Here is an 18,446-nt window from a genome sequence, read left to right on the forward strand (position 1 = left end):
GCAGGTCAGCGCCCCGCGTCGAGTCGCTCGTGCAGGAATGCCGCCACCGCGTCGCGTGCGGTCGTGGCCCCGCTCATCGTGCCCTCCCCGGCCACACGCTACTCGCGGCAGCAGGTGGCAAGGCGGAGGCCGGTGGCAGGGCGTGGCGCGAGGGCGGCCCTCACGCCACGACAGTCAGGCGCACACCTCGCCGATGGCCGTGAAGCTCGACGTGATGGCATCGACGTGCGTGCCGAGGGCGCTCACGTCGGCGTGGGCGGGATCGGTGAGCAGGCCGTCGAGGTACACCACGTAGGCCTGCATGGTCTCGTCGGCCGCGACGGCAATGGGCTGCACCTCGGGATTCGTCACTCCCTGCACCGCGAGCGCAAAGGCCTCGGACGCGGCCTGAAGCTGGGAAGCCGTCCCCGCCGGGTCCTCCATGGCCGCCGAGACGTCGCCCGACGAGAAGGCCATGAATCCTTCGGCCCCGTCGACCAGCACGGCGCACGCCTCGGCCACCGTTTGCTCGGCGACCGCCTCGGTCGTGGGCTCGGGCGCCTTCGACGACGACGCGACCTCCTCCGCGACCGCACCTCCGGCGCATCCGGTGAAGAGCAGGACGCCGAGGGCGGCGGGGACGAGTGCGACGGCGCGCGGAAGCGACATTTGTTCCTCCAGGGTTCGGGTCGGGCGGTAGGGACCGCCGCACCAGTGAACCAGTTCCAGGTCACGACGCGGTCTCGGTTCTCAAGGACGATGGATGAGGTGAACAGAACTTTCGCGGTTGTTCCGTTTGCGGCATCCGTGCGCCCATGTGACCATCGATGCATGGTCATCGCCGATCGCACCGCTCGCACGGCCCTCGAGGCCGCCTCCTCCGAGCCCGCGGGCGAGGGCGACGAGGTCGACGCGCTGACGCTCGGCCGACGCATCCGCGACCGCCGCACCGCCGTCGGCATGACGCTCGGCGAGCTCGCCCGGGCGATCGACCGGGCGCCGTCGCAGGTGTCGGCGATCGAGAACGGCAAGCGCGAGCCGCGGCTCTCGATGCTGCGCACGATCGCGTTCGCGCTCGGCACGACCGCCGACGAACTGCTCAAGCCCGACGCCCCGTCGGAGCGTGCCGCGCTCGAGATCGCGGTCGAGCGGGCGCAACGGGGTCCCGTCTTCCAGGCGCTCGGACTCGAGCCGTTCCGCGTGGCCAAGACGATGAGCGACCAGACGCTGGAGACGATCCTCGCGCTGCACCACGAGATCGACCGCCTGCACCGCGAGCGGGCGGCGACCCCCGAGGAGGCCCGTCGCGCGAACGCGGAGCTGCGCGCCGAGATGCGAGCCCGCGACAACTTCTATCCCGAGCTCGAGCAGAAGGCGGCCGAGCTCCTCGAGGCGGTCGGGCACACGGGCGGCCCGGTGTCGCACCAGCTCGTGGCCGACATGGCGTCGCACCTCGGCTACTCGCTGCACTACGTCGGCGACCTGCCGCACTCGACCCGATCGGTGACCGACAAGCACAACGGCCGCATCTACCTGCCGACCCAGCAGTCGCCGTCGCGTGACTCCCGCTCCCCCATCCTGCAGGCGCTCGCGAGCCATCTGCTCGGTCACGAGGAGCCGCGAAACTACGGCGAATTTCTGCGGCAGCGCATCGAGACGAACTACCTCACCGCGGCGATCCTCCTGCCCGAGCAGGCCGCCGTGCGCTTCCTCACCGAGGCGAAGAACCTGCGCCGCATCTCGATGGAGGAGCTCCGCGACGCCTTCGCCGTGTCGTACGAGACCGCCGCGCACCGGTTCACGAACCTCGCGACGGCTCGCCTCGGCATCCCGGTGCACTTCATGAAGGTGCACGAGTCGGGCACGATCATCAAGGCGTACGAGAACGACAAGGTGCGGTTCCCGTCCGACGCGCTCGGCGCGGTCGAGGGCACCACGGTCTGCCGAAACTGGACGGCGCGCACCGTGTTCGACGTCGAGGACCGGTTCAGTCCCTGGTACCAGTACACCGACACGTCGTCGGGCACGTTCTGGTGCACCTCGCGCATCGAGAAGGCCAAGGAGGGCGAGTACTCGGTGTCGGTCGGCGTGCCGTTCGAGCACGTGAAGTGGTTCCGCGGACGCGAGACGCCGCATCGCGCGGTCTCGACCTGCCCCGACGAGTCGTGCTGCCGCCGCCCGCCGTCGACGCTGTCCGAGAAGTGGGCGGATGCCTCGTGGCCGGCCGCGCGCACCCCGACGTCGCTGCTCGCGGCGCTGCCCACGGGCACGTTCCCCGGCGTCGACCAGACCGAGGTGTTCCAGTTCCTCGAGGCGCACGCGCCCCGGAGCTGACCCCGGTGGTCGAGTAGCGACCGGCGGAGCCGGACGCGTACCGAGACCCATGATGGCGTCTCGATACGCCAGGTGCGCGGGCTACTCGACCACCGGTTCCGATGCCGCGAGCTCCCGGAACCACGTGAGCGCCGCGCGGTGCGCCGTCACGCCGTAGTCGAGGGTCGCCCGCTGGTAGCGGAACACCTCGCGGTACTCGGCCGGCACCGACGCTGCCTGCGCGTCGAGCGCCACCGCGTACCCCTCGAGCCCGGCGAGCTCGCCCTCGATCTCGGCCGTGATGCCGTCGATGATCGCGCGGCGCTCGTCCGCGTTCTCGACGAGGCCGAGCAGGAACAGCCGCGAGAGGGCGGCCACCTCGAGGTCGCCGCCGCTGAGCGGGGAGCGGATCCAGGCGTGGAACACGGCGGCACCGGCATCCGTGATCTCGTAGACCTTCTTGAGGCGGCCGCCGTCGGTCTCCTCGTGCATGCGCACGCTGCCCGCGGCGAGGAGCGTGCGCAGCGCGCTCTGCAGGCTGCCGAAGCTCGCCCGGTAGAAGAGCGACGGCCCCTGCTCGAACTGCTTGTTCAGCGAGTAGAGCGTCTGCGGGCCGAGCAGCAGGAGCAGTCCGAGGATGACGTTGCCCATTCGACTCCCGCCGCGTATATTCCTACTCGTGATATCCCTAGTCGTGATATCACGATCCGTGACGAGGGGATTCTCGCAGATGGACGCCGCAGCCGACTTCACCACGCGCCTCGATCGCCATCTCGAGCGGGTTACTCGCCGCCGCGGCATCCTCGGCGCCCCGCAGGTCGCCGTCTCCGCACCGCGGCTCGGCATCGACTACCGCTCGGGCGGCGGGTCGCAGCGCTTCCACGTCGCGAGCATCGGCAAGACGTTCACGGCGACGCTCGTGATGCAGCTCGTCGAGGCGGGCGCCTTCACCGTCGAGACGCCGGTGAGCGCACTGCTCACGCGCGACGAGCTCGACGGCCTCTTCGACACGACGGGCTCGACGGATGCCGCCGGCGGCGCCACGGTGGCGCACCTGCTCACGCACACCGCCGGTGTCGCCGACTACTTCGACGGTCGCGTCACCACCGGACGCCCGGTGCGCGACCTCGTCATCACCGAGCCCGAGCGGATCTGGACGCCCGCCGACCTGCTCGCGTTCTCGCGCACGCGCCAGCGTCCGGTCGGCCGCCCGGGCGAGCGGTTCGCGTACTCCGACACGGGGTTCATCCTGCTCGGCCGCCTCCTCGAGCAGACGACCGGCCGGATGTTCCACGAGCTGCTGCACGAGCGCATCCTCACGCCGCTCGCGATGCGCGACAGCGCGCTCCTCTTCCACTCGGTGCCCGCGAACGAACGCGCGTCCGCGCCGGCCGCGGAGGCCGCGCCGGCCGCGCTCGAGGGGGCACCGGCGCCCGGAGCCGCAACGGCCGCGCCTGCCGCGGAGCCCTCGACCGGCACCTCGCTCGGCATCGCCCCGCTGCGCCTCGGACGCACCGAGGCGAGCACGTTCCGCAGCCTCAGCTGCGACTGGTCGGGCGGCGGCATCGTGTCGACGCCCGACGACCTGGTCGCCTTCGATGCCGCACTGCACCGGGGCGAGCTCGTCTCCCGCCGGAGCCTCGCGTGGCTCGCCGAGCCACGGAACCGCTTCCACGTCGGCATCCGCTACGCCGCCGGCATGATGCAGGTGCGGTTCGGGGGGTTCTCGCCGTTCCTGCGGGGTCTCCCCCGCCCGGTCGGCCATATCGGCGTGCTCGCCACGCACCTGTTCCACGATCCCGTGCACGACGCGGGCATCGTGCTGAACTTCGCCTCGACGCGCGAGATGTCGCGGAGCTTCCGCACGCTCATCACGATCGAGCAGGAGCTCGCCCGCGCCGCCGCGCGCGCCTGACTTCTGCGCCGCGCGCGCCTAATTGTCCATCCGGCCAATCCGTCCGGCACGTGTCCCCATTCCCGACACCGCGCGGTGGCGTCCCCGCAGGCGGCGCGCGAGGATGGGAGCACCGACCGCCTTGGAGAGACCGCCGTGGGAACGACCGTATTCGAACGCCGCCGGCCGCCGGCATCCGTCATCGAGCACTCGCTCGCCGGGAGCGAGCACCGCGTGTTCTGGCTCGACGACCTGGGCGCCGAGGCCACGAGGTCGCGGCCCGCGCTCACCGGCGAGCACGTCGCGCAACTCGTCGTCGTCGGCGGCGGCTACACCGGCCTCTGGACGGCGGTGCTCGCGAAGCGGCGCAATCCCGACGCGCACGTCGTGCTCATCGAGGCGAAGACCGTCGGTTGGGCGGCATCCGGTCGCAACGGCGGCTTCTGCGAGGCGAGCCTGACGCACGGCCGCGAGAACGGGATGTCGCGCTGGCCCGAGGAGATGCCGACGCTCGAGCGGCTCGGGTACGAGAACCTCGACGCGATCGAGGCCGCAGAGGCCGAGCTCGGCATGGACTTCGAGTTCGAGCGCAACGGCGCCCTCGGCGTCGCGGTCGAGCCGCATCAGGTCGACTGGATCGAGGAGGAGGTCGCCGAGGCGGCGGCCCGCGGCGACGACGGCGTCAGATTCCTCGACCAGGACCAGGTGCGCGCCGAGGTCGACTCCCCCACCTACCTCGCGGGCGTCTGGGACACCCGGGGCAGCGCCATCCTGCACCCGGCGAAGCTCGCGGCCGAACTCGCTCGCGTCGCGGAGGAGCTCGGCGTCGAGATCTTCGAGCAGTCCCGCGTGCGCCGCATCGAGACGCCCGGCTCGACGGGCGCGGTGACCGTCGTGACCGACGGCGGGCGCGTGATCGCGCAGCGAGCGGTGCTCGCGACGAACGTGTTCCCGAGCCTGCTGAAGCGCAACCGGCTCATGACCGTGCCGGTCTACGACTACGTGCTCATGACCGAGCCGCTCACCGCCGAGCAGCAGGCGTCGATCGGCTGGGCGAACCGGCAGGGGCTCGGCGACCTCGCCAACCAGTTCCACTACTACCGGCCCACGCGCGACGGTCGCATCCTGTTCGGCGGCTACGACGCGGTCTACCACTACGGCCGGCGCATCCTCGAGCGCTACGAGGATCGCGCCGAGAGCTACGAGCGACTCGCGAGCCACTTCTTCACGACGTTCCCGCAACTCGAGGGCCTGCGGTTCTCGCACCGGTGGGGTGGCGTGATCGACACGAGCACGCGGTTCGCCGCGTTCTACGGCACCGCGCGCGACCACCGGGTCGCCTACGCCGCCGGGTTCACGGGCCTCGGCGTGGCCGCCGCGCGCTTCGCCGGCGAGGTCGTGCTCGACCTGCTCGAGCAGCGCGACAACGAGCGCACCCGGCTGCGAATGGTGCTCGAACGGCCGCTGCCGTTCCCGCCCGAGCCCATCGCCGCCATGGGCATCAACGCGACGCGCTGGTCGCTCGACCGCGCCGACCACACGAGAGGCAGGCGCAACATGCTGCTGAAGACACTCGACGCCCTCGGCCTGGGGTTCGACTCATGAGCGACGCGCCCCGCCTGCATCCGGGCGTCATCGCGGATGCCGCGACGGTCGCACTCGAGCACGTGCCCGTCGAGGCGGACCAGGTGGTCGCCGGCGAGCCGACCACGGGCCACCTCGTGCTCGACGACGACGGCGGACGCACGGTCGGCGTCTGGGAGATGTCGGTCGGCGCGATGCGCGACGTCGAGGCCGACGAGGTGTTCGTCGTGCTCGCCGGTGCGGCGACCGTGGAGTTCGAGCATCCGCACGCGTCGCCGATCGTGCTCCGTCCGGGCTCGGTCGTGCGCCTCGAGTCGGGCATGCGCACCATCTGGACCGTGCGAAAGACGCTGCGCAAGGTGTACGTCTCACCGTGAGTCGCGACCAGGACCGCGACCGCGACGGCGTGACGGATGCCGCGACGCGTGTCGCGACGGTCGTCGCCGTCGCGCGCGACGACGCGCACCGGTTCACGAAGCCGATACGCGAGGAGATCCGCCTCGTCGCCGGCCACGGGATCGAGGGTGACGCGCACGCCGGGGCCACCGTGCGGCGCCGGTCGCGGTTCCGCGGCACATGGACCGAGCCGAATGTGCGCCAGGTGCACCTGCTGCAGCGCGAGCTCTTCGACGAGCTCGCCGTCGAGGGCCACGAGGTCGGGCCGGGCGAGCTCGGCGAGAACGTCACCACGAGCGGGATCGACCTGCTGTCGCTCCCGCTCGGGACGCGGCTGCGGCTCGGCGACGCCGCGGAGGTCGAGCTGACGGGGCTGCGGAATCCGTGCGTGCAGATCGATCGGTTCCAGCCGGGACTCATGCGCCGGATGATCCGCCGCGACGCGTCGGGCACGCACCGGCGCGCCGGGGTGATGGCCGTCGTCGTCGCGGACGGCGTCGTGCGCGCGGGCGACCCGATCCTGGTCGTGCTGCCGGTGGAGCCGCACGAAGCGCTGCCTGTGGTCTGACGCCGGCTCAGGCGACGGATGCCGCGTCGCCGGCCTCGCTCGCCGCGCCGGTCGGCGGCGCCACCGGGTCGATGCGGAACGTGAGGCGGAAGCGCTCGAGCAGGGCGCTGCCCCCGTCGAGGATGGCGACGCCCGATGGCGGTCCCTTCACGGTGACGGTCCCCCGGACCCCCGAGACGAGGTCGCGGAACCCCGTCGGCTCGACCGCGAGCTCGAGCACGTCCTCGGGCGCGACGTCGGGAATCGCGCGGCGCGGTACCGGGAGTGCGCCCGGTCCGACGGGCGCGACGTCGAGGTGGCGGCCCGTCACGATCGCCGAGATCGAGACGTCGCCGACGTGCAGCACGTACTCGGTGGGCGGCAGCGCCGCCGCGGCATCCGGCCGGAACGCGGCGCCGAGCGCGATCGCGAGCGCGTCGGCCGTGACCAGCTCGCCCTCGGCCGGCTCGCCCAGGGTGGACCATCCCCAGCGCTCGAGGGCGACCACGACGGGCTCGAGCGCGCGCCCGAGCTCGGTCAGCTCGTAGCCGCCGCGCACCGTCGGCACGCGGCGGACGACGCCCGCCTCCTGCAGCTCCTTCAGCCGGTCGGCCAGGATGTTCGTCGGGATGCGCGGCAGGCCGGCCTTCAGGTCGCCGTACCGGCGCGCGCCGACGAGCAGGTCGCGGACGATGAGCAGTGCCCACCGTTCCCCGACCCGCTCGACGGCACGGGCGACGCCGCTGTACTGCCCGAAGCCCCGAGTGGCGCGCGTGGCCATTCGGCGCGTCCGGTCAGGCCGACGGCGCCTCGGCGCCGGCGCCCTGCTGTGCCATGTAGGCCTCGGGACCCATCTCGGCGGCCGCAGGCTCCATGAAGAGGAACGAGAGGTTGTTGCCGTCGGGGTCGTCGAGGTCGCGCGAGTACATGAACCCGTAGTCCTGCACCGGGCGAGGCTCGCTGCCTCCGGCGGCGAGACCCTTGGCGAGCACGGCGTCGACCTCCTCGCGGGAGTCCTTGGTGAGGGCGATGGCCACCTGCGCCTGCGTCTTCGGGTCGATGATCTGCTTGTCGGTGAACGTGCCCAGGTACTCGCGCGTCAGCACCATGAAGTAGATCGTGTCGCTGAGCACGACGCACGCGGCGTTCTCGTCGGTGAAGTTGGGGTTGATCGAGAAGCCGAGCGCCTCGTAGAACGCCTTGGCGCGGTCGAGGTCGGTGGTCGGGATGTTCACGAAGATGCTCGTGGCGGTCATGGTGTCCTCCGGTGGATCGTCGTCGGTCGGTTGGTTCCGGTTGTGATCCTCAGCTTGCTCTTTGCAAGTGAACTTGTCAATAGCAAGTAAAAAGTTCGTTCGCCCCGGGCCTCAGCTCGCCGCGCTGCGGCGCACGAGCAGCGCGAGGTGCAGCCCCGTGAGCGTCTCGCCATCGTCGAGGTCGGCCCCCAGGAGGTCGCCGATCAGGGCGAGGCGCTGGTAGAACACCGACCGCGACAGGTGGCTCGCCGCGGCCGCCGCCGTGCGGTTGCCCGGATGCGCGAGCACCGCGCCGAGCACGTGCAGCAGGTCGCCGTCGCGGGCGAGGTCGTACTCGATGAGCGGCTGCAGCATCCGCTCGCTGTGACGCAGCAGCCGGTGATCGTCGCGCAGCGACGTCACGAGACGCATGAGGGGGCGCTCGTCGGCGCGCCGCAGCACCGCGCCCCGCACGCCGCGCGGACGTGCCCCGCGCGACAGGTCGGTCGCCTCCTGCACCGAGGCGAGCAGCCCGTCGAGCCCGTCGGCGACCGAGCCGATCGACACGACCAGCCGGTCGGCGGATGCCGCGTCGCCGCCCACGAGGTCGGACGCGAACCGGCTCGCGGCGGCATCCGCCAGCGTCCCGGGCAGCGAGAGCAGCACGACCCGGGCCGACCGGGTGACCGTCGCGCCCGACGCCACGCCGTCGATCGCCCGGCCGCCGAGGGCGCGCGCCGCGGCATCCGCCGCACCGTCGGGGATCGCCGGACCCGTCGCGACGATGCCGTACAGCCGTGCCCCCATCACCGGGAGCCCGGCCGCCTCGAGTCGGGCGGATGCCCCGGCGACCCCCGCGAACCGCCCCTCGAGCAGCGCGTCGACGAGCCGCGGCCGGCCGATGCGCGTCCACTCGTCGGCGCCGCCGTCGGCCAGCCGGCCGAGCGCGAGCGCGATCGCGCCCTGCTCGAGCACGCTCACGCGACCCGCGGGATGCGCCGGGCCCGGCAGCGCGATGAGGTGCCCCCAGCGGATGCCGCGGGCCTCGACGGGCACGATGAGCCACGCGTCGGCGCCGGCGGGACCGCCGTCGCGTCGGCGCTGCTCGTCGTCGCGGTGCGCCGAGCGCGAGCGCGCCTCCCAGTCGGCGAAGAGCCCCTCTTCGGCGGCGGGCGGCACTTCGGCCGCGACGACCTCGTGCGCGAGGTTCTCGAGCACCACTGCGGCGCCGAGCGTCTGCGCGAGCTGGTGCACGATGAAGTCCGCGGGCGAGCCGCGCAGGCTCAGCGCCGTGAAGCGCTCGCGCACCTCGTCGCGCGCCCGGAGCGCCTCGGTCTGCTCGGAGATGATGCGGCTGTGCACGGCCTCGGTGAGCGTCACGAACTTCACCTCGCGGTGCAGCGCGACGAGGGCCAGGCCGTGCTCGCGGGCCGCCTGCTCCACGACCGCGGGCACGTAGCGGTAGTGCACGCCGAGCTCGAGCACCAGGCCTGCGACGCCGGCGTCGACGAGTCCGGCGATGAACGACTCGAGGTCGGCCGGTTCGGTCGGCCAGCCCGATCCGGTCGACAGCAGCAGCTCGCCGCCGTTCAGCAGGCGAGCGACGCCGGCGCTGTCGGACGCGTGCACCCAGCGCACGCGCGCGTCGAGCGCCTCATCGCTCGCGAGCACCTCGGGCACCCCCTGCACGACGGCCTCGAGGGTCAGGATCTCGCCCACGGTCGGCAGTCCGGCGTCGCCCCGCTGTTCCCCCAGGCCGTTCGGACGATCCGTATGGTTCGAGACGTCTTCGCGACGGTCTGCCATCTGTAGGGCCTCTCTGCCTCTGTAAGATTTGGGAACGCCAGCTTAGACGAACTCGGTCGATCTGTCCGACTGCAGGTCCGGCGGCAAGCACATCCGTCGATGCGGTGCCGAGGCATCCGTCGGCACGAACCAACCGAAGGAGCGCCATGAGCCTCGTCCAGGACACCGTCGACCGCGAGGTCGTCGACGAGCGCGAGACCGCCCTCGTCCGTCATTTCGTCGCCGGCCGCGAGGTCGGCGTCGCCGACCGCACCGGTCCCGTCTTCAACCCCGCCACCGGCGAGGTGTCGCGTCGCGTCGCCTTCGCCTCGACCGCCGAGGTCGACGAGGCGATCGCCGCCGCCAAGGCCGCACTGCCCGGATGGCGTGCCACCGGCCTCATCAAGCGCGCCGACGTGTTCTTCAAGCTCCGGCACCTCCTCGTCGAGCGCCAGGACGAGCTCGCCGCGATCCTCACGAACGAGCACGGCAAGGTGCTGTCCGACGCGAAGGGCGAGATCAGCCGGGGCATCGAGAACGTCGAGTTCGCCGCCGGGCTCGTGCACCTCCTGAAGGGCGAGCGCTCCGAGCAGGTCGCGCGCGGCGTCGACGTGCACCAGGCCAAGCAGCCGGTGGGCGTGGTCGGCGCCATCACGCCGTTCAACTTCCCGGTCATGGTGCCGCTCTGGATGGTCGCCTCGGCGATCGCGTGCGGCAACACCGTCGTGCTGAAGCCGTCGGAGAAGGACCCGAGCGCCGCGATCTTCCTCGCGAAGCTCTTCCAGGAGGCCGGCCTGCCCGACGGCGTGCTCAACGTCGTGCACGGCGACAAGGTCGCGGTCGACGCGATCCTCGACTCGCCCGACGTGCGTGCGGTCTCGTTCGTCGGCTCGACGCCCATCGCCCGGTCGATCTACCGGCGCGCATCCGAGAACGGCAAGCGCGTCCAGGCGCTCGGCGGCGCGAAGAACCACATGGTCGTCATGCCCGACGCCGACCTCGACGCCGCGGCCGACGCCGCCGTCTCGGCCGCATACGGCTCGGCGGGCGAGCGCTGCATGGCGGTGTCGGTGCTCGTCGCGGTGGGCGACGAGGTCGCCGACGCCATCGTCGCGAAGGTCGCCGAGCGGATGGCGACGCTGAAGATCGGCGACGGAACCGACCCGGCGAGCGAGATGGGCCCGCTCATCACCCGCGAGCACCGCGACAAGGTCGCCTCGTACGTCACGGGCGCCGCGGCGGAGGGTGCGACGGTCGTCGTCGACGGCACCCTGCAGGCGTTCGAGGGCGACGGGTTCTTCGTCGGCACCTCGCTCGTCGACCACGTGAAGCCCGGCATGCGGGTGTACGACGACGAGATCTTCGGACCGGTGCTGTCGGTCGTGCGCGTCGCCTCGTACGAGGATGCCGTCGACCTGATCAACGCGAACGACTTCGCGAACGGCGTCGCGGTCTTCACGCGCGACGGCGGCACGGCCCGCCAGTTCGAGTTCGACATCGAGGTCGGCATGGTCGGCGTCAACGTGCCGATCCCCGTGCCGATCGGCGCCTACTCGTTCGGCGGCTGGAAGAACTCGCTCTTCGGCGACTCGCACATCTACGGCCCCGAGTCGGTGCACTTCTACACCCGCTCGAAGGTCGTCACGACGCGCTGGCCCGACCCGTCGGAGTCGCAGGTCAACCTGGGCTTCCCGAGCAACCACTGATCGTCCCGGTGGTCGAGTAGCGCCCGGCGAAGCCGGACGCGTATCGAGACCCGTGCTGCGTCTCGATACGCGTCGCCTGCGGCGGCGCTACTCGACGACCGACCTGAAAGGACCCCACCATGACCGACACCCTGATCGACACGGCGACGTACGTCGACCGGAGCGGCACGCGGCATCCGCTGCCCGACACGGCGGCCGAGGCGCAGGTGCGCGCCGACGACCGCGGCCACGTGTTCCACTCGTGGAGCGCGCAGGCCCTCATCGACCCGCTGCCCATCGCGGCGGGCGAGGGCTCGACGTTCTGGGACTACGCGGGCAACGCGTACCTCGACTTCTCGAGCCAGCTCGTGAACCTCAACCTCGGGCACCAGCACCCGGACCTCGTCGCGGCGATCCAGCAGCAGGCGGGGCGGCTGGCGACGATCCAGCCGTCGATGGCCTCGGACGTGCGCGGCGAGCTCGCGCGCCGGATCGCCGAGGTCGCACCCGGCGACCTCGACACGGTGTTCTTCACCAACGGCGGCGCCGACGCCAACGAGTACGCCGTGCGCATGGCGCGCGCGGTCACCGGCCGCCGCAAGGTGCTGTCGATGTACCGCAGCTACCACGGCGGCACGGCGACGGCGATCTCGCTCACGGGCGACCCGCGCCGGTGGGCGAACGAGCCGAGCGACGGCAGCGTGGCGCACTTCCTCGGGCCGTACCCGTACCGCTCGTCGTTCCACGCCGACACCCCCGAGCAGGAGACCGAGCGCGCGCTCGCGCACCTCGAGCAGGTCATCACGCTCGAGGGCGCGTCGACCATCGCCGCGATCATCATCGAGACCGTCGTCGGCACGAACGGCGTGCTCGTGCCGCCGCCGGGTTACCTCGAGGGCGTGCGGCGGCTGGCCGACCGGTACGGCATCGTCTACATCGCCGACGAGGTCATGGTCGGCTTCGGCCGGGTCGGCGAGTGGTTCGCCGTGAACCACTTCGGCGTGACCCCCGACCTCATCACCTTCGCGAAGGGCGTGAACTCGGGCTACGTGCCGCTCGGCGGCGTGGTCATCTCGCAGCGCATCGCGTCGCACTTCGACACGGTGTCGTTCCAGGGCGGCCTCACCTACTCCGGCCACCCGCTCGCGTGCGCGGCGGGCGTCGCGACGTTCGAGGTGTTCGAGCGCGACGGCATCCTCGAGCGCGTGCGCGACCTCGGCACGCGCGTCGTCGAGCCCCGCCTGCGGGCGATGGCCGAGCGGCATCCGTCGGTCGGCGAGGTGCGCGGGCTCGGCCTGTTCTGGGCGATCGAGCTGGTGGCGGATGCCGCGACGCGCGCGCCGCTCGTGCCGTTCAACGCGTCGGGGCCGGATGCTGCGCCGATGGCGGCCGTGGCGGCCGCGTGCAAGCGGGCCGGCCTCTGGCCGTTCATCCACTTCAACCGGATGCACGTCGCGCCGCCGCTCGTCATCACCGAGGACGAGCTCGTGCGCGGCCTCGACGTGATCGACGAGGCGCTCGACGTGGCCGACGGGTACGTCACGGGCTGAGGTCCTGCCGGGCGGAAACGCATGAGAATCCGCACGACAGGCGCCCACGGGGCGCCGAAGTGCGGATTCTCATGCATTTCGGGATCGACCAGCGTGGGCGGGCGCTGCGCGCCCTCCGCAACCCGCCGAGAACCCGTCGACTAGCCTGAAACCCATGGAGTCTCGGGCGGGGTCGGGCGGCATGGCCCGGCGAACCTTCCTCGCCGCGTCGCTCTCGGGGATCGCCGCCGTCGCCCTCTCGAGCTGCACCTGGGGACAGCCGAACCCGACCGGCTCGCCGACCGCGAGCCCGACCCCGTCGCCCACGCCCACGCCGACGCCGGCGGTGCCCGACGGCGTCCCGCTGCCGACGGCGATGCGGCGCTCGAGCTGGAGCTCCGACCCGTTCGCGCGCGGCGCGTTCTCGTTCGACGGCGTCGGCACGACCCCCGAGCTCCGGTCGTCGCTCGCCGAACCCGTCGAGGACCGGCTCTGGATCGCCGGCGAGGCCTGCTCCCCCGATGCGCCGGGCACCATCACCGGCGCGCGCGACTCGGGGCTCGCCGCGGCCGAGCAGCTCGCCCGCACCGCCGAGCCCGGGGAGCGCATCGCCGTGATCGGCGCGGGCATGGCCGGGCTCACGGCGGCCGTGCACCTCGTCGAGGAGGGCTTCGAGGTCGTCGTCGTCGAGGCGCGCGACCGCGCCGGCGGGCGCGTATGGTCGGTGGATGCCGACGGCTTCGACCGGCCGGTCGAGCTCGGCCCCGTGCTGGTGCCCGACGAGGAGCCGCTCGCCGAGGCGCTCGGCGCGGCATCCGTCGACACTCTGGCCTTCGACGGGGTGGTCGAGGCCCGCACCGCCGACGGCGTCGTCGTGGCGATCCCGCCGACGGGCGACGAGGCGGTCGCCACCGCCCGCGCGTGGGCCGAGGCCGCGCCCCGCGACGTCTCGCTCGCGGACGCGCTCGTGCAGTCGGGCGTCGTCCCGCTCTCGCAGGACCTCGGCCCCGACGGCGTGAGCCCGGCGTCGTGGCTCGCGCACACCATCTCGAGCGGGGTGCAGCCCGCGACGGGCGCGCCGTCGAACCGGGTCTCCGCGCGGACGGCGCCGACCATCGCGTTCCCGCCCGGCTCGCGGCTCGTGACCGGACGCCTCTCCGACCTGCTCGACGGACTCGCCGACCAGGTCGACATCGCCGTCTCGAGCGTCGTGACGCGCATCGCCTACAACGACACCCGGGTGAGCCTCCGGCTCGACTCGGGCGAGTCGCTCACCGTCGACCGCGCGATCGTGACGGTGCCGCTCGGGGTGCTGAAGTCCGACACCCTCCGGTTCTCGCCCGCGCTGCCGTACGCCCACCAGCGCGCGATCGCCGTGCTCGAGACGGGCGCGATCGACGTGGTGTGGCTGCGGTTCGACGAGGCGTTCTGGCGCGCTGGCGCCGGAGCCGACGGCACCGAGGGCGCCGACGGTGGCGACAGCGGGGCGGATGCCGCGGGCGACGCGGCATCCGTCGAGCCCGCGGCATCCGTGCCCGATGTGCTCACCCTCGTGGGCACGCCGTCGCCCGTGGCCGCCTGGCTCGACGTCGGACGGGAGACCGGCGAGCCGATCCTCGTCGGCGTCATCGCGGCGGGACAGGCACCTCGACTGGAAGCGCTCGACGATCGGGAGTTCCTCGAGGTGATCCTCGCCGGGCTCGCGCCCTACGCCACAGCGCCCGGTTGATGGCGACGAGCACCGCCGTGACCGCGACGAAGATCAGGAGCACGAGGGCGCAGTAGAGCGCGACCCCCAGTGCGCCGCCGACCTGCGCCTCGTCGAGGAAGAAGTACGGGTACCAGCCGACGTCGGCGCCGCGCCAGAGCGTGTAGGGCAGCCACAGCGACGGGTAGACCAGCACCCAGCCGACCGTCGACCACGGCACGGGCGGGTTCACCGCCATGATGCTGTCGGTCGTCCACGCGATCACCGCGAGCGCCGGCACGACCCAGTGCAGGAGCGTGTCGGACCACGGCACGTCGACGCGGTAGTCGCGCGTCGACGCCTGGCTCACGATGAGCGCGAACACGATGCCCGAGACGAGCAGGTACGCCGTCACCATGGTGCGCAGCACGCCGAGCCACGGCGGGTCGTTCGGCGCGAGCAGGGCGTACGCGGCGGCGATCCCGAGCGTCGCGACGGCGAGCATCGCCGACTGGATCGTGAAGTAGCTGAAGAAGTTCGCTGTGGCGAAGAAGCGGAATCCGAGCACGTACTCGTAGTTGCCGATGAGCGCGACGACCTCGATCGCGGCGATGAGCACGCGGAAGACGCCGAGGGCGCGCCGCTGCCGCATGCCCGGCAGGCGGGCGTCGGGAGCAGGGTCCGCGCGGGCCCGCGAACCCGGAGCGGTGACTCCGGGGGTGCGGGCGGCCATGCGTCAACGCTACGCCCCGCGACTCCGACGTCAGTCGAACGGGCGCAGGATGCGGTCGAGGAACCGGCGCGTGCGCTCCTCGCGCGGCGCGGTGAACAGCCGCGACGGCGGACCCTGCTCGACGACGACCCCGCCGTCGAGGAACAGCACCTCGTCGGCCACCTGGCGCGCGAACCCGAGCTCGTGCGTCACGATGACCATCGTCCAGCCCTCCTCGGCGAGCTCCTTGATGACCGCGAGCACCTCGCCGACCAGCTCGGGGTCGAGCGCGCTCGTCGGCTCGTCGAAGAGCAGGAGCATGGGCTTCAGCGCGAGGGCGCGCACGATCCCGACGCGCTGCTGCTGCCCGCCCGAGAGCTCGAACGGGTAGGCGTCCCGTTTCTCGGCGAGCCCCACGCGGGCGAGGAGCGCCTCGGCCTCGGCGATCGCCTTGGCCTTCGGCACGCGCTGCACCTGCGTCGGCCCCTCGATGACGTTCTGCAGCACCGTCATGTGCGGGAACAGGTTGTGGTGCTGGAACACCATCGCCGAGCGGTCGCGCAGCGCGAACCGGTCGGCCTTCGGTACGGGCGCGCCGAACGTGATCGACGGACCCCCGTCGACCGCGATGGTGCCCGCGTCGGGCGTCTCGAGTCCGTTCAGCGAGCGCAGCACGGTCGTCTTGCCCGAGCCGCTCGGTCCGATGAGGGCCACGACCTCGCCGCGGCGCACCTCGAGGTCGACGCCGCGCAGCACCTCGTTCTTCCCGAACGACTTGCGGATGCCGCGCGCGGTGAGCACCATCGTGTGGTCGGCCGGCGTCTCGGGCGCGAGCGCGTCGTCGCCCGCGGAACCGCCCGCGGGAACCGGCTCGTCACCGTTGCCGTCGCGACCCCCAGGATCAGTGTGCGACATGGCGGTCGAGCCTCCTCTCGAGGGCATTCTGCCCCGACGACAGCGCGAGGCAGAACAGCCAGTAGATGAGCGCGGCCTCGAGGTAGAGCAGCATGAACTGCTGGCTGAACGCCGCGATCTGCTGCGCCACCCTGAACAGCTCGGTGACGAGGATGAGCGAGGCGAGCGACGTGTCCTTCACGAGCGAGATGAACGTGTTCGACAGCGGCGGCACGGATACGCGCGCCGCCTGCGGCAGGATGATGCGCCGCAGCGTCTTCGCGTTCGACATCCCGATCGTGTAGCCCGCCTCCCACTGGCCCTTGGGCACCGAGAGGATGGCGGCCCGGATGACCTCGGCGGCGTACCCGCCCACGTTCAGCGAGAACGCCGCGATCGCGCTCGGCCACGGGTCGATCACGACGCCGATGGCCGGCAGCCCGTAGAAGATCACGAACAGCTGCACGAGCAGCGGCGTGCCGCGGATGACCGACACGTAGAACCGGGCGATGCCCGAGACCACGCGGTTCCGCGACAGCCGCATGAGCGCGACGCCGAGCGCCAGCACGAGCCCGATCGCGAAGGAGATGAGCGCGAGCGGGATCGTCCCCGTGATGCCGCCCCAGACGATGGGCCAGAACGACTCAAGGAAGAGCTGCAGGTCCTCGTTCACGGGGAGCCTCCCTCCGGCGGCATCCGCCGCGCCGCCACCCTACCCGGTGACGGGCTCACCTACTCGGAGACGTCGGCGCCGAAGTACTTCTCGCCGAGCTCGGCGAGCACGCCCTCCTCGCGCAGCTCCGCGAGCGCGCCGTTCACGGCGTCGACGAGGGCCTGCTTGTCCTTCGTGAACGTGAGTGCGCTGAGCGACGGGTCGTCGGTCTCCGCGGCGACCTCGATCGCCGCGTCGGGCGTCGTGTTCACGTAGTCGAGGAAGGTGAGCTTGTCGTTGATCGTCGCGTCGACCCGGCCCTGCTGGAGGAGCGAGACGGCCTGCGCCCAGCCCTCGACGGCCTCGACGTTCGCGCCCGACTCCTGAGCGAGCTCGTACCAGTTGCTCGTGAGCGACTGCGCGGTGGTCTTGCCGGCGAGGTCGTCGAAGCTCGAGATCGACGAGTCGCCCTCGTTCACGACGATGACACCGGGCGAGACGGTGTACGGCTCGCTGAAGAGGTACTGCTCCTCGCGCTCGGGGTTGATCGAGACCTGGTTCGCGATCACGTCGAAGCGGCCAGCGTCGAGGCCCGCGAAGATCGCGTCCCACTGGGTCTCCTGGAACTCGACGTCGAGGCCGAGCTTCTCGGCGACGGCCTCGGCCAGCTCGACGTCGTAGCCGACCAGGTCGCCCGAGCCGTCCTCGTGGAAGCTGAAGGGACGGTACGTGCCCTCGGTGGCGACGGTGAGCGTGCCCGCCTTCAGCAGGCCGTACTCGTCGCCGCCCTCCGCGCTGTCGCTCGCCGCGGGTGCGCCGCTCGAGCAGGCGGCGAGGGCGATGAGTGCGGCGGAGGCTGCGGCGAGGCCGAGCAGGGTGCGGGCGCGGCGGGCGCGGGTCATGTGGTACTCCTTCGTGGGGAATGTCGAGGCCCGGCGGGCGTTCGTTCGTCGCCCTGGGCGGAACCAGTCCAGCACGCGGGCGACCCCGAGGGGAAACCCCATGACTCCGCGTTGCATTCCGCCGCTCGCGAGAACGGGACGGATGTCCCGCCCTCGGGGCTCATGCGGGCCGCGGCATACACGGCACGGCGTGTCGCACGCAAGCCCTGCCGCGCCGATCGCGCCCGTCGCTACGCTGGCCGCGTCGTGGGAGTCCCCTCCCGCGTCGCGGTGCCCCCCACACCAACCCGAAGGGAACCCATGATCACGCTGTCCTGGCTCCTGCTCATCGCCCTCGCCGGTGGCGTCCTCGCCCTGGTCGACGGCATCTGGCGACTCCGCGCGCGCGGCGGCTCCACCGTCGTCGGCATCATCGAGGTCATCGTCGCCGGACTGTTCCTGCTGTCGCTGTTCGTGCCCGGCATCCCGTGGGGATCGCTCGTGCTCGGCATCGCGACGCTCGTCGTGCTCGCGGTCGCCATGTTCGCGGGCGGGCGCACGGGCCGAACCCTCACGATCATCGCGCTGGTGCTTGTGGTCGTGTGGGTGGTCCTCGTGAACCGCTGGCTGGTGATCCCCGGGATCAACTGAGCCCGGGCACGCGACGAGGCGG

At 72.1% G+C, this 18,446-nt stretch carries 18 protein-coding genes; 9 read left to right on the forward strand and 9 right to left on the reverse strand.

Going from position 1 to position 18,446, the window contains the following annotated elements; genetic code table 11:
• Positions 1-174: 174 nt before the first annotated feature.
• Positions 175-648: a hypothetical protein gene (locus tag ACWEOH_RS04970; protein ID WP_452028771.1), complete on the reverse strand. Its 474-nt coding sequence runs from the start codon at positions 646-648 to the stop codon at positions 175-177.
• Positions 649-810: 162 nt separating this feature from the next.
• Between ACWEOH_RS04970 and ACWEOH_RS04975 the strand changes: the two genes are divergently transcribed.
• Positions 811-2,313, forward strand: coding sequence for a helix-turn-helix domain-containing protein (locus ACWEOH_RS04975; RefSeq protein WP_452028773.1), 1,503 nt, complete (start codon positions 811-813; stop codon positions 2,311-2,313).
• An 81-nt stretch (positions 2,314-2,394) separates the two neighbouring features.
• Here the strand turns inward: ACWEOH_RS04975 and ACWEOH_RS04980 are convergent, their stop codons facing one another.
• A complete protein-coding gene (locus ACWEOH_RS04980; RefSeq protein WP_452028775.1) occupies positions 2,395-2,943 on the reverse strand; it encodes a PadR family transcriptional regulator in 549 nt (182 codons plus the stop codon).
• Between the two features lie 79 nt (positions 2,944-3,022).
• Between ACWEOH_RS04980 and ACWEOH_RS04985 the strand changes: the two genes are divergently transcribed.
• From ACWEOH_RS04985 to ACWEOH_RS05000, 4 genes are all read left to right on the forward strand, one after another.
• Positions 3,023-4,207, forward strand: a complete 1,185-nt coding sequence (locus ACWEOH_RS04985; protein ID WP_452028776.1) for a serine hydrolase domain-containing protein — start codon at positions 3,023-3,025, stop codon at positions 4,205-4,207.
• A 135-nt stretch (positions 4,208-4,342) separates the two neighbouring features.
• Positions 4,343-5,791 (forward strand): NAD(P)/FAD-dependent oxidoreductase, encoded by a 1,449-nt coding sequence (locus ACWEOH_RS04990; RefSeq protein ID WP_452028778.1) that lies wholly within the window; start codon positions 4,343-4,345, stop codon positions 5,789-5,791.
• Positions 5,788-6,147: a cupin domain-containing protein gene (locus tag ACWEOH_RS04995; protein ID WP_452028780.1), complete on the forward strand. Its 360-nt coding sequence runs from the start codon at positions 5,788-5,790 to the stop codon at positions 6,145-6,147. The genes ACWEOH_RS04990 and ACWEOH_RS04995 overlap by 4 nt, the downstream gene beginning before the upstream one ends.
• 29 nt (positions 6,148-6,176) lie before the next feature.
• Positions 6,177-6,734: an MOSC domain-containing protein gene (locus ACWEOH_RS05000; RefSeq protein ID WP_452031854.1), complete on the forward strand. Its 558-nt coding sequence runs from the start codon at positions 6,177-6,179 to the stop codon at positions 6,732-6,734.
• A 7-nt stretch (positions 6,735-6,741) separates the two neighbouring features.
• Here the strand turns inward: ACWEOH_RS05000 and ACWEOH_RS05005 are convergent, their stop codons facing one another.
• The 3 genes from ACWEOH_RS05005 to ACWEOH_RS05015 all read right to left on the reverse strand — a co-directional run bounded on the left by ACWEOH_RS05005 (position 6,742) and on the right by ACWEOH_RS05015 (position 9,754).
• Complete coding sequence (locus ACWEOH_RS05005; RefSeq protein WP_452028782.1) at positions 6,742-7,494, reverse strand: winged helix-turn-helix transcriptional regulator; 753 nt, start codon at positions 7,492-7,494, stop codon at positions 6,742-6,744.
• 13 nt (positions 7,495-7,507) lie between these two features.
• A complete protein-coding gene (locus ACWEOH_RS05010) occupies positions 7,508-7,969 on the reverse strand; it encodes a VOC family protein (RefSeq protein WP_452028784.1) in 462 nt (153 codons plus the stop codon).
• 111 nt (positions 7,970-8,080) lie between these two features.
• Entirely contained in the window at positions 8,081-9,754 is a 1,674-nt protein-coding gene (locus tag ACWEOH_RS05015) for a PucR family transcriptional regulator (protein ID WP_452028785.1), read from the reverse strand.
• 146 nt (positions 9,755-9,900) lie between these two features.
• On the opposite strand from ACWEOH_RS05015, the gene ACWEOH_RS05020 reads away from it, so the two are divergent.
• The 3 genes from ACWEOH_RS05020 to ACWEOH_RS05030 all read left to right on the forward strand — a co-directional run bounded on the left by ACWEOH_RS05020 (position 9,901) and on the right by ACWEOH_RS05030 (position 14,676).
• The gene (locus ACWEOH_RS05020) at positions 9,901-11,439 is read left to right on the forward strand and encodes a CoA-acylating methylmalonate-semialdehyde dehydrogenase (protein ID WP_452028787.1); all 1,539 of its coding nucleotides are present in this window, start codon (positions 9,901-9,903) and stop codon (positions 11,437-11,439) included.
• 119 nt (positions 11,440-11,558) lie between these two features.
• Positions 11,559-12,968 carry an aminotransferase class III-fold pyridoxal phosphate-dependent enzyme gene (locus ACWEOH_RS05025; protein ID WP_452028789.1) on the forward strand — a complete coding sequence of 470 codons (1,410 nt, stop codon included), beginning with the start codon at positions 11,559-11,561 and terminating at the stop codon, positions 12,966-12,968.
• Positions 12,969-13,122: 154 nt separating this feature from the next.
• A complete protein-coding gene (locus ACWEOH_RS05030; RefSeq protein ID WP_452028791.1) occupies positions 13,123-14,676 on the forward strand; it encodes an FAD-dependent oxidoreductase in 1,554 nt (517 codons plus the stop codon).
• Here the strand turns inward: ACWEOH_RS05030 and ACWEOH_RS05035 are convergent.
• The 4 genes from ACWEOH_RS05035 to ACWEOH_RS05050 form a co-directional block, all read right to left on the reverse strand.
• The gene (locus ACWEOH_RS05035) at positions 14,573-15,367 is read right to left on the reverse strand and encodes a Pr6Pr family membrane protein (RefSeq protein ID WP_452028793.1); all 795 of its coding nucleotides are present in this window, start codon (positions 15,365-15,367) and stop codon (positions 14,573-14,575) included. The two genes, ACWEOH_RS05030 and ACWEOH_RS05035, sit on opposite strands and share 104 nt — an antisense overlap.
• A 30-nt stretch (positions 15,368-15,397) precedes the next feature.
• Positions 15,398-16,150 carry an amino acid ABC transporter ATP-binding protein gene (locus tag ACWEOH_RS05040; protein ID WP_452031856.1) on the reverse strand — a complete coding sequence of 251 codons (753 nt, stop codon included), beginning with the start codon at positions 16,148-16,150 and terminating at the stop codon, positions 15,398-15,400.
• Between the two features lie 97 nt (positions 16,151-16,247).
• The gene (locus ACWEOH_RS05045) at positions 16,248-16,913 is read right to left on the reverse strand and encodes an amino acid ABC transporter permease (RefSeq protein WP_452028794.1); all 666 of its coding nucleotides are present in this window, start codon (positions 16,911-16,913) and stop codon (positions 16,248-16,250) included.
• A gap of 59 nt (positions 16,914-16,972) precedes the next feature.
• Positions 16,973-17,794, reverse strand: coding sequence for an amino acid ABC transporter substrate-binding protein (locus ACWEOH_RS05050; RefSeq protein WP_452028796.1), 822 nt, complete (start codon positions 17,792-17,794; stop codon positions 16,973-16,975).
• 300 nt (positions 17,795-18,094) lie between these two features.
• On the opposite strand from ACWEOH_RS05050, the gene ACWEOH_RS05055 reads away from it, so the two are divergent.
• Entirely contained in the window at positions 18,095-18,424 is a 330-nt protein-coding gene (locus tag ACWEOH_RS05055; RefSeq protein ID WP_452028798.1) for a hypothetical protein, read from the forward strand.
• Positions 18,425-18,446: the final 22 nt, after the last annotated feature.

The organism is Agromyces sp. NPDC004153 (assembly GCF_053603635.1).

Bases quoted from the DNA above. Each gene is read 5' to 3' on its own strand.
- ACWEOH_RS04970 (WP_452028771.1), bottom strand. From the start codon at position 648: ATGTCGCTTCCGCGCGCCGTCGCACTCGTCCCCGCCGCCCTCGGCGTC.
- ACWEOH_RS04985 (WP_452028776.1), top strand. From the start codon at position 3,023: ATGGACGCCGCAGCCGACTTCACCACGCGCCTCGATCGCCATCTCGAG.
- ACWEOH_RS05015 (WP_452028785.1), bottom strand. From the start codon at position 9,754: ATGGCAGACCGTCGCGAAGACGTCTCGAACCATACGGATCGTCCGAAC.
- ACWEOH_RS05005 (WP_452028782.1), bottom strand. From the start codon at position 7,494: ATGGCCACGCGCGCCACTCGGGGCTTCGGGCAGTACAGCGGCGTCGCC.
- ACWEOH_RS05025 (WP_452028789.1), top strand. From the start codon at position 11,559: ATGACCGACACCCTGATCGACACGGCGACGTACGTCGACCGGAGCGGC.
- ACWEOH_RS05050 (WP_452028796.1), bottom strand. From the start codon at position 17,794: ATGACCCGCGCCCGCCGCGCCCGCACCCTGCTCGGCCTCGCCGCAGCC.
- ACWEOH_RS04975 (WP_452028773.1), top strand. From the start codon at position 811: ATGGTCATCGCCGATCGCACCGCTCGCACGGCCCTCGAGGCCGCCTCC.
- ACWEOH_RS05020 (WP_452028787.1), top strand. From the start codon at position 9,901: ATGAGCCTCGTCCAGGACACCGTCGACCGCGAGGTCGTCGACGAGCGC.
- ACWEOH_RS05035 (WP_452028793.1), bottom strand. From the start codon at position 15,367: ATGGCCGCCCGCACCCCCGGAGTCACCGCTCCGGGTTCGCGGGCCCGC.
- ACWEOH_RS05010 (WP_452028784.1), bottom strand. From the start codon at position 7,969: ATGACCGCCACGAGCATCTTCGTGAACATCCCGACCACCGACCTCGAC.
- ACWEOH_RS05055 (WP_452028798.1), top strand. From the start codon at position 18,095: ATGATCACGCTGTCCTGGCTCCTGCTCATCGCCCTCGCCGGTGGCGTC.
- ACWEOH_RS05030 (WP_452028791.1), top strand. From the start codon at position 13,123: ATGGAGTCTCGGGCGGGGTCGGGCGGCATGGCCCGGCGAACCTTCCTC.
- ACWEOH_RS04995 (WP_452028780.1), top strand. From the start codon at position 5,788: ATGAGCGACGCGCCCCGCCTGCATCCGGGCGTCATCGCGGATGCCGCG.
- ACWEOH_RS05040 (WP_452031856.1), bottom strand. From the start codon at position 16,150: ATGGTGCTCACCGCGCGCGGCATCCGCAAGTCGTTCGGGAAGAACGAG.
- ACWEOH_RS04980 (WP_452028775.1), bottom strand. From the start codon at position 2,943: ATGGGCAACGTCATCCTCGGACTGCTCCTGCTGCTCGGCCCGCAGACG.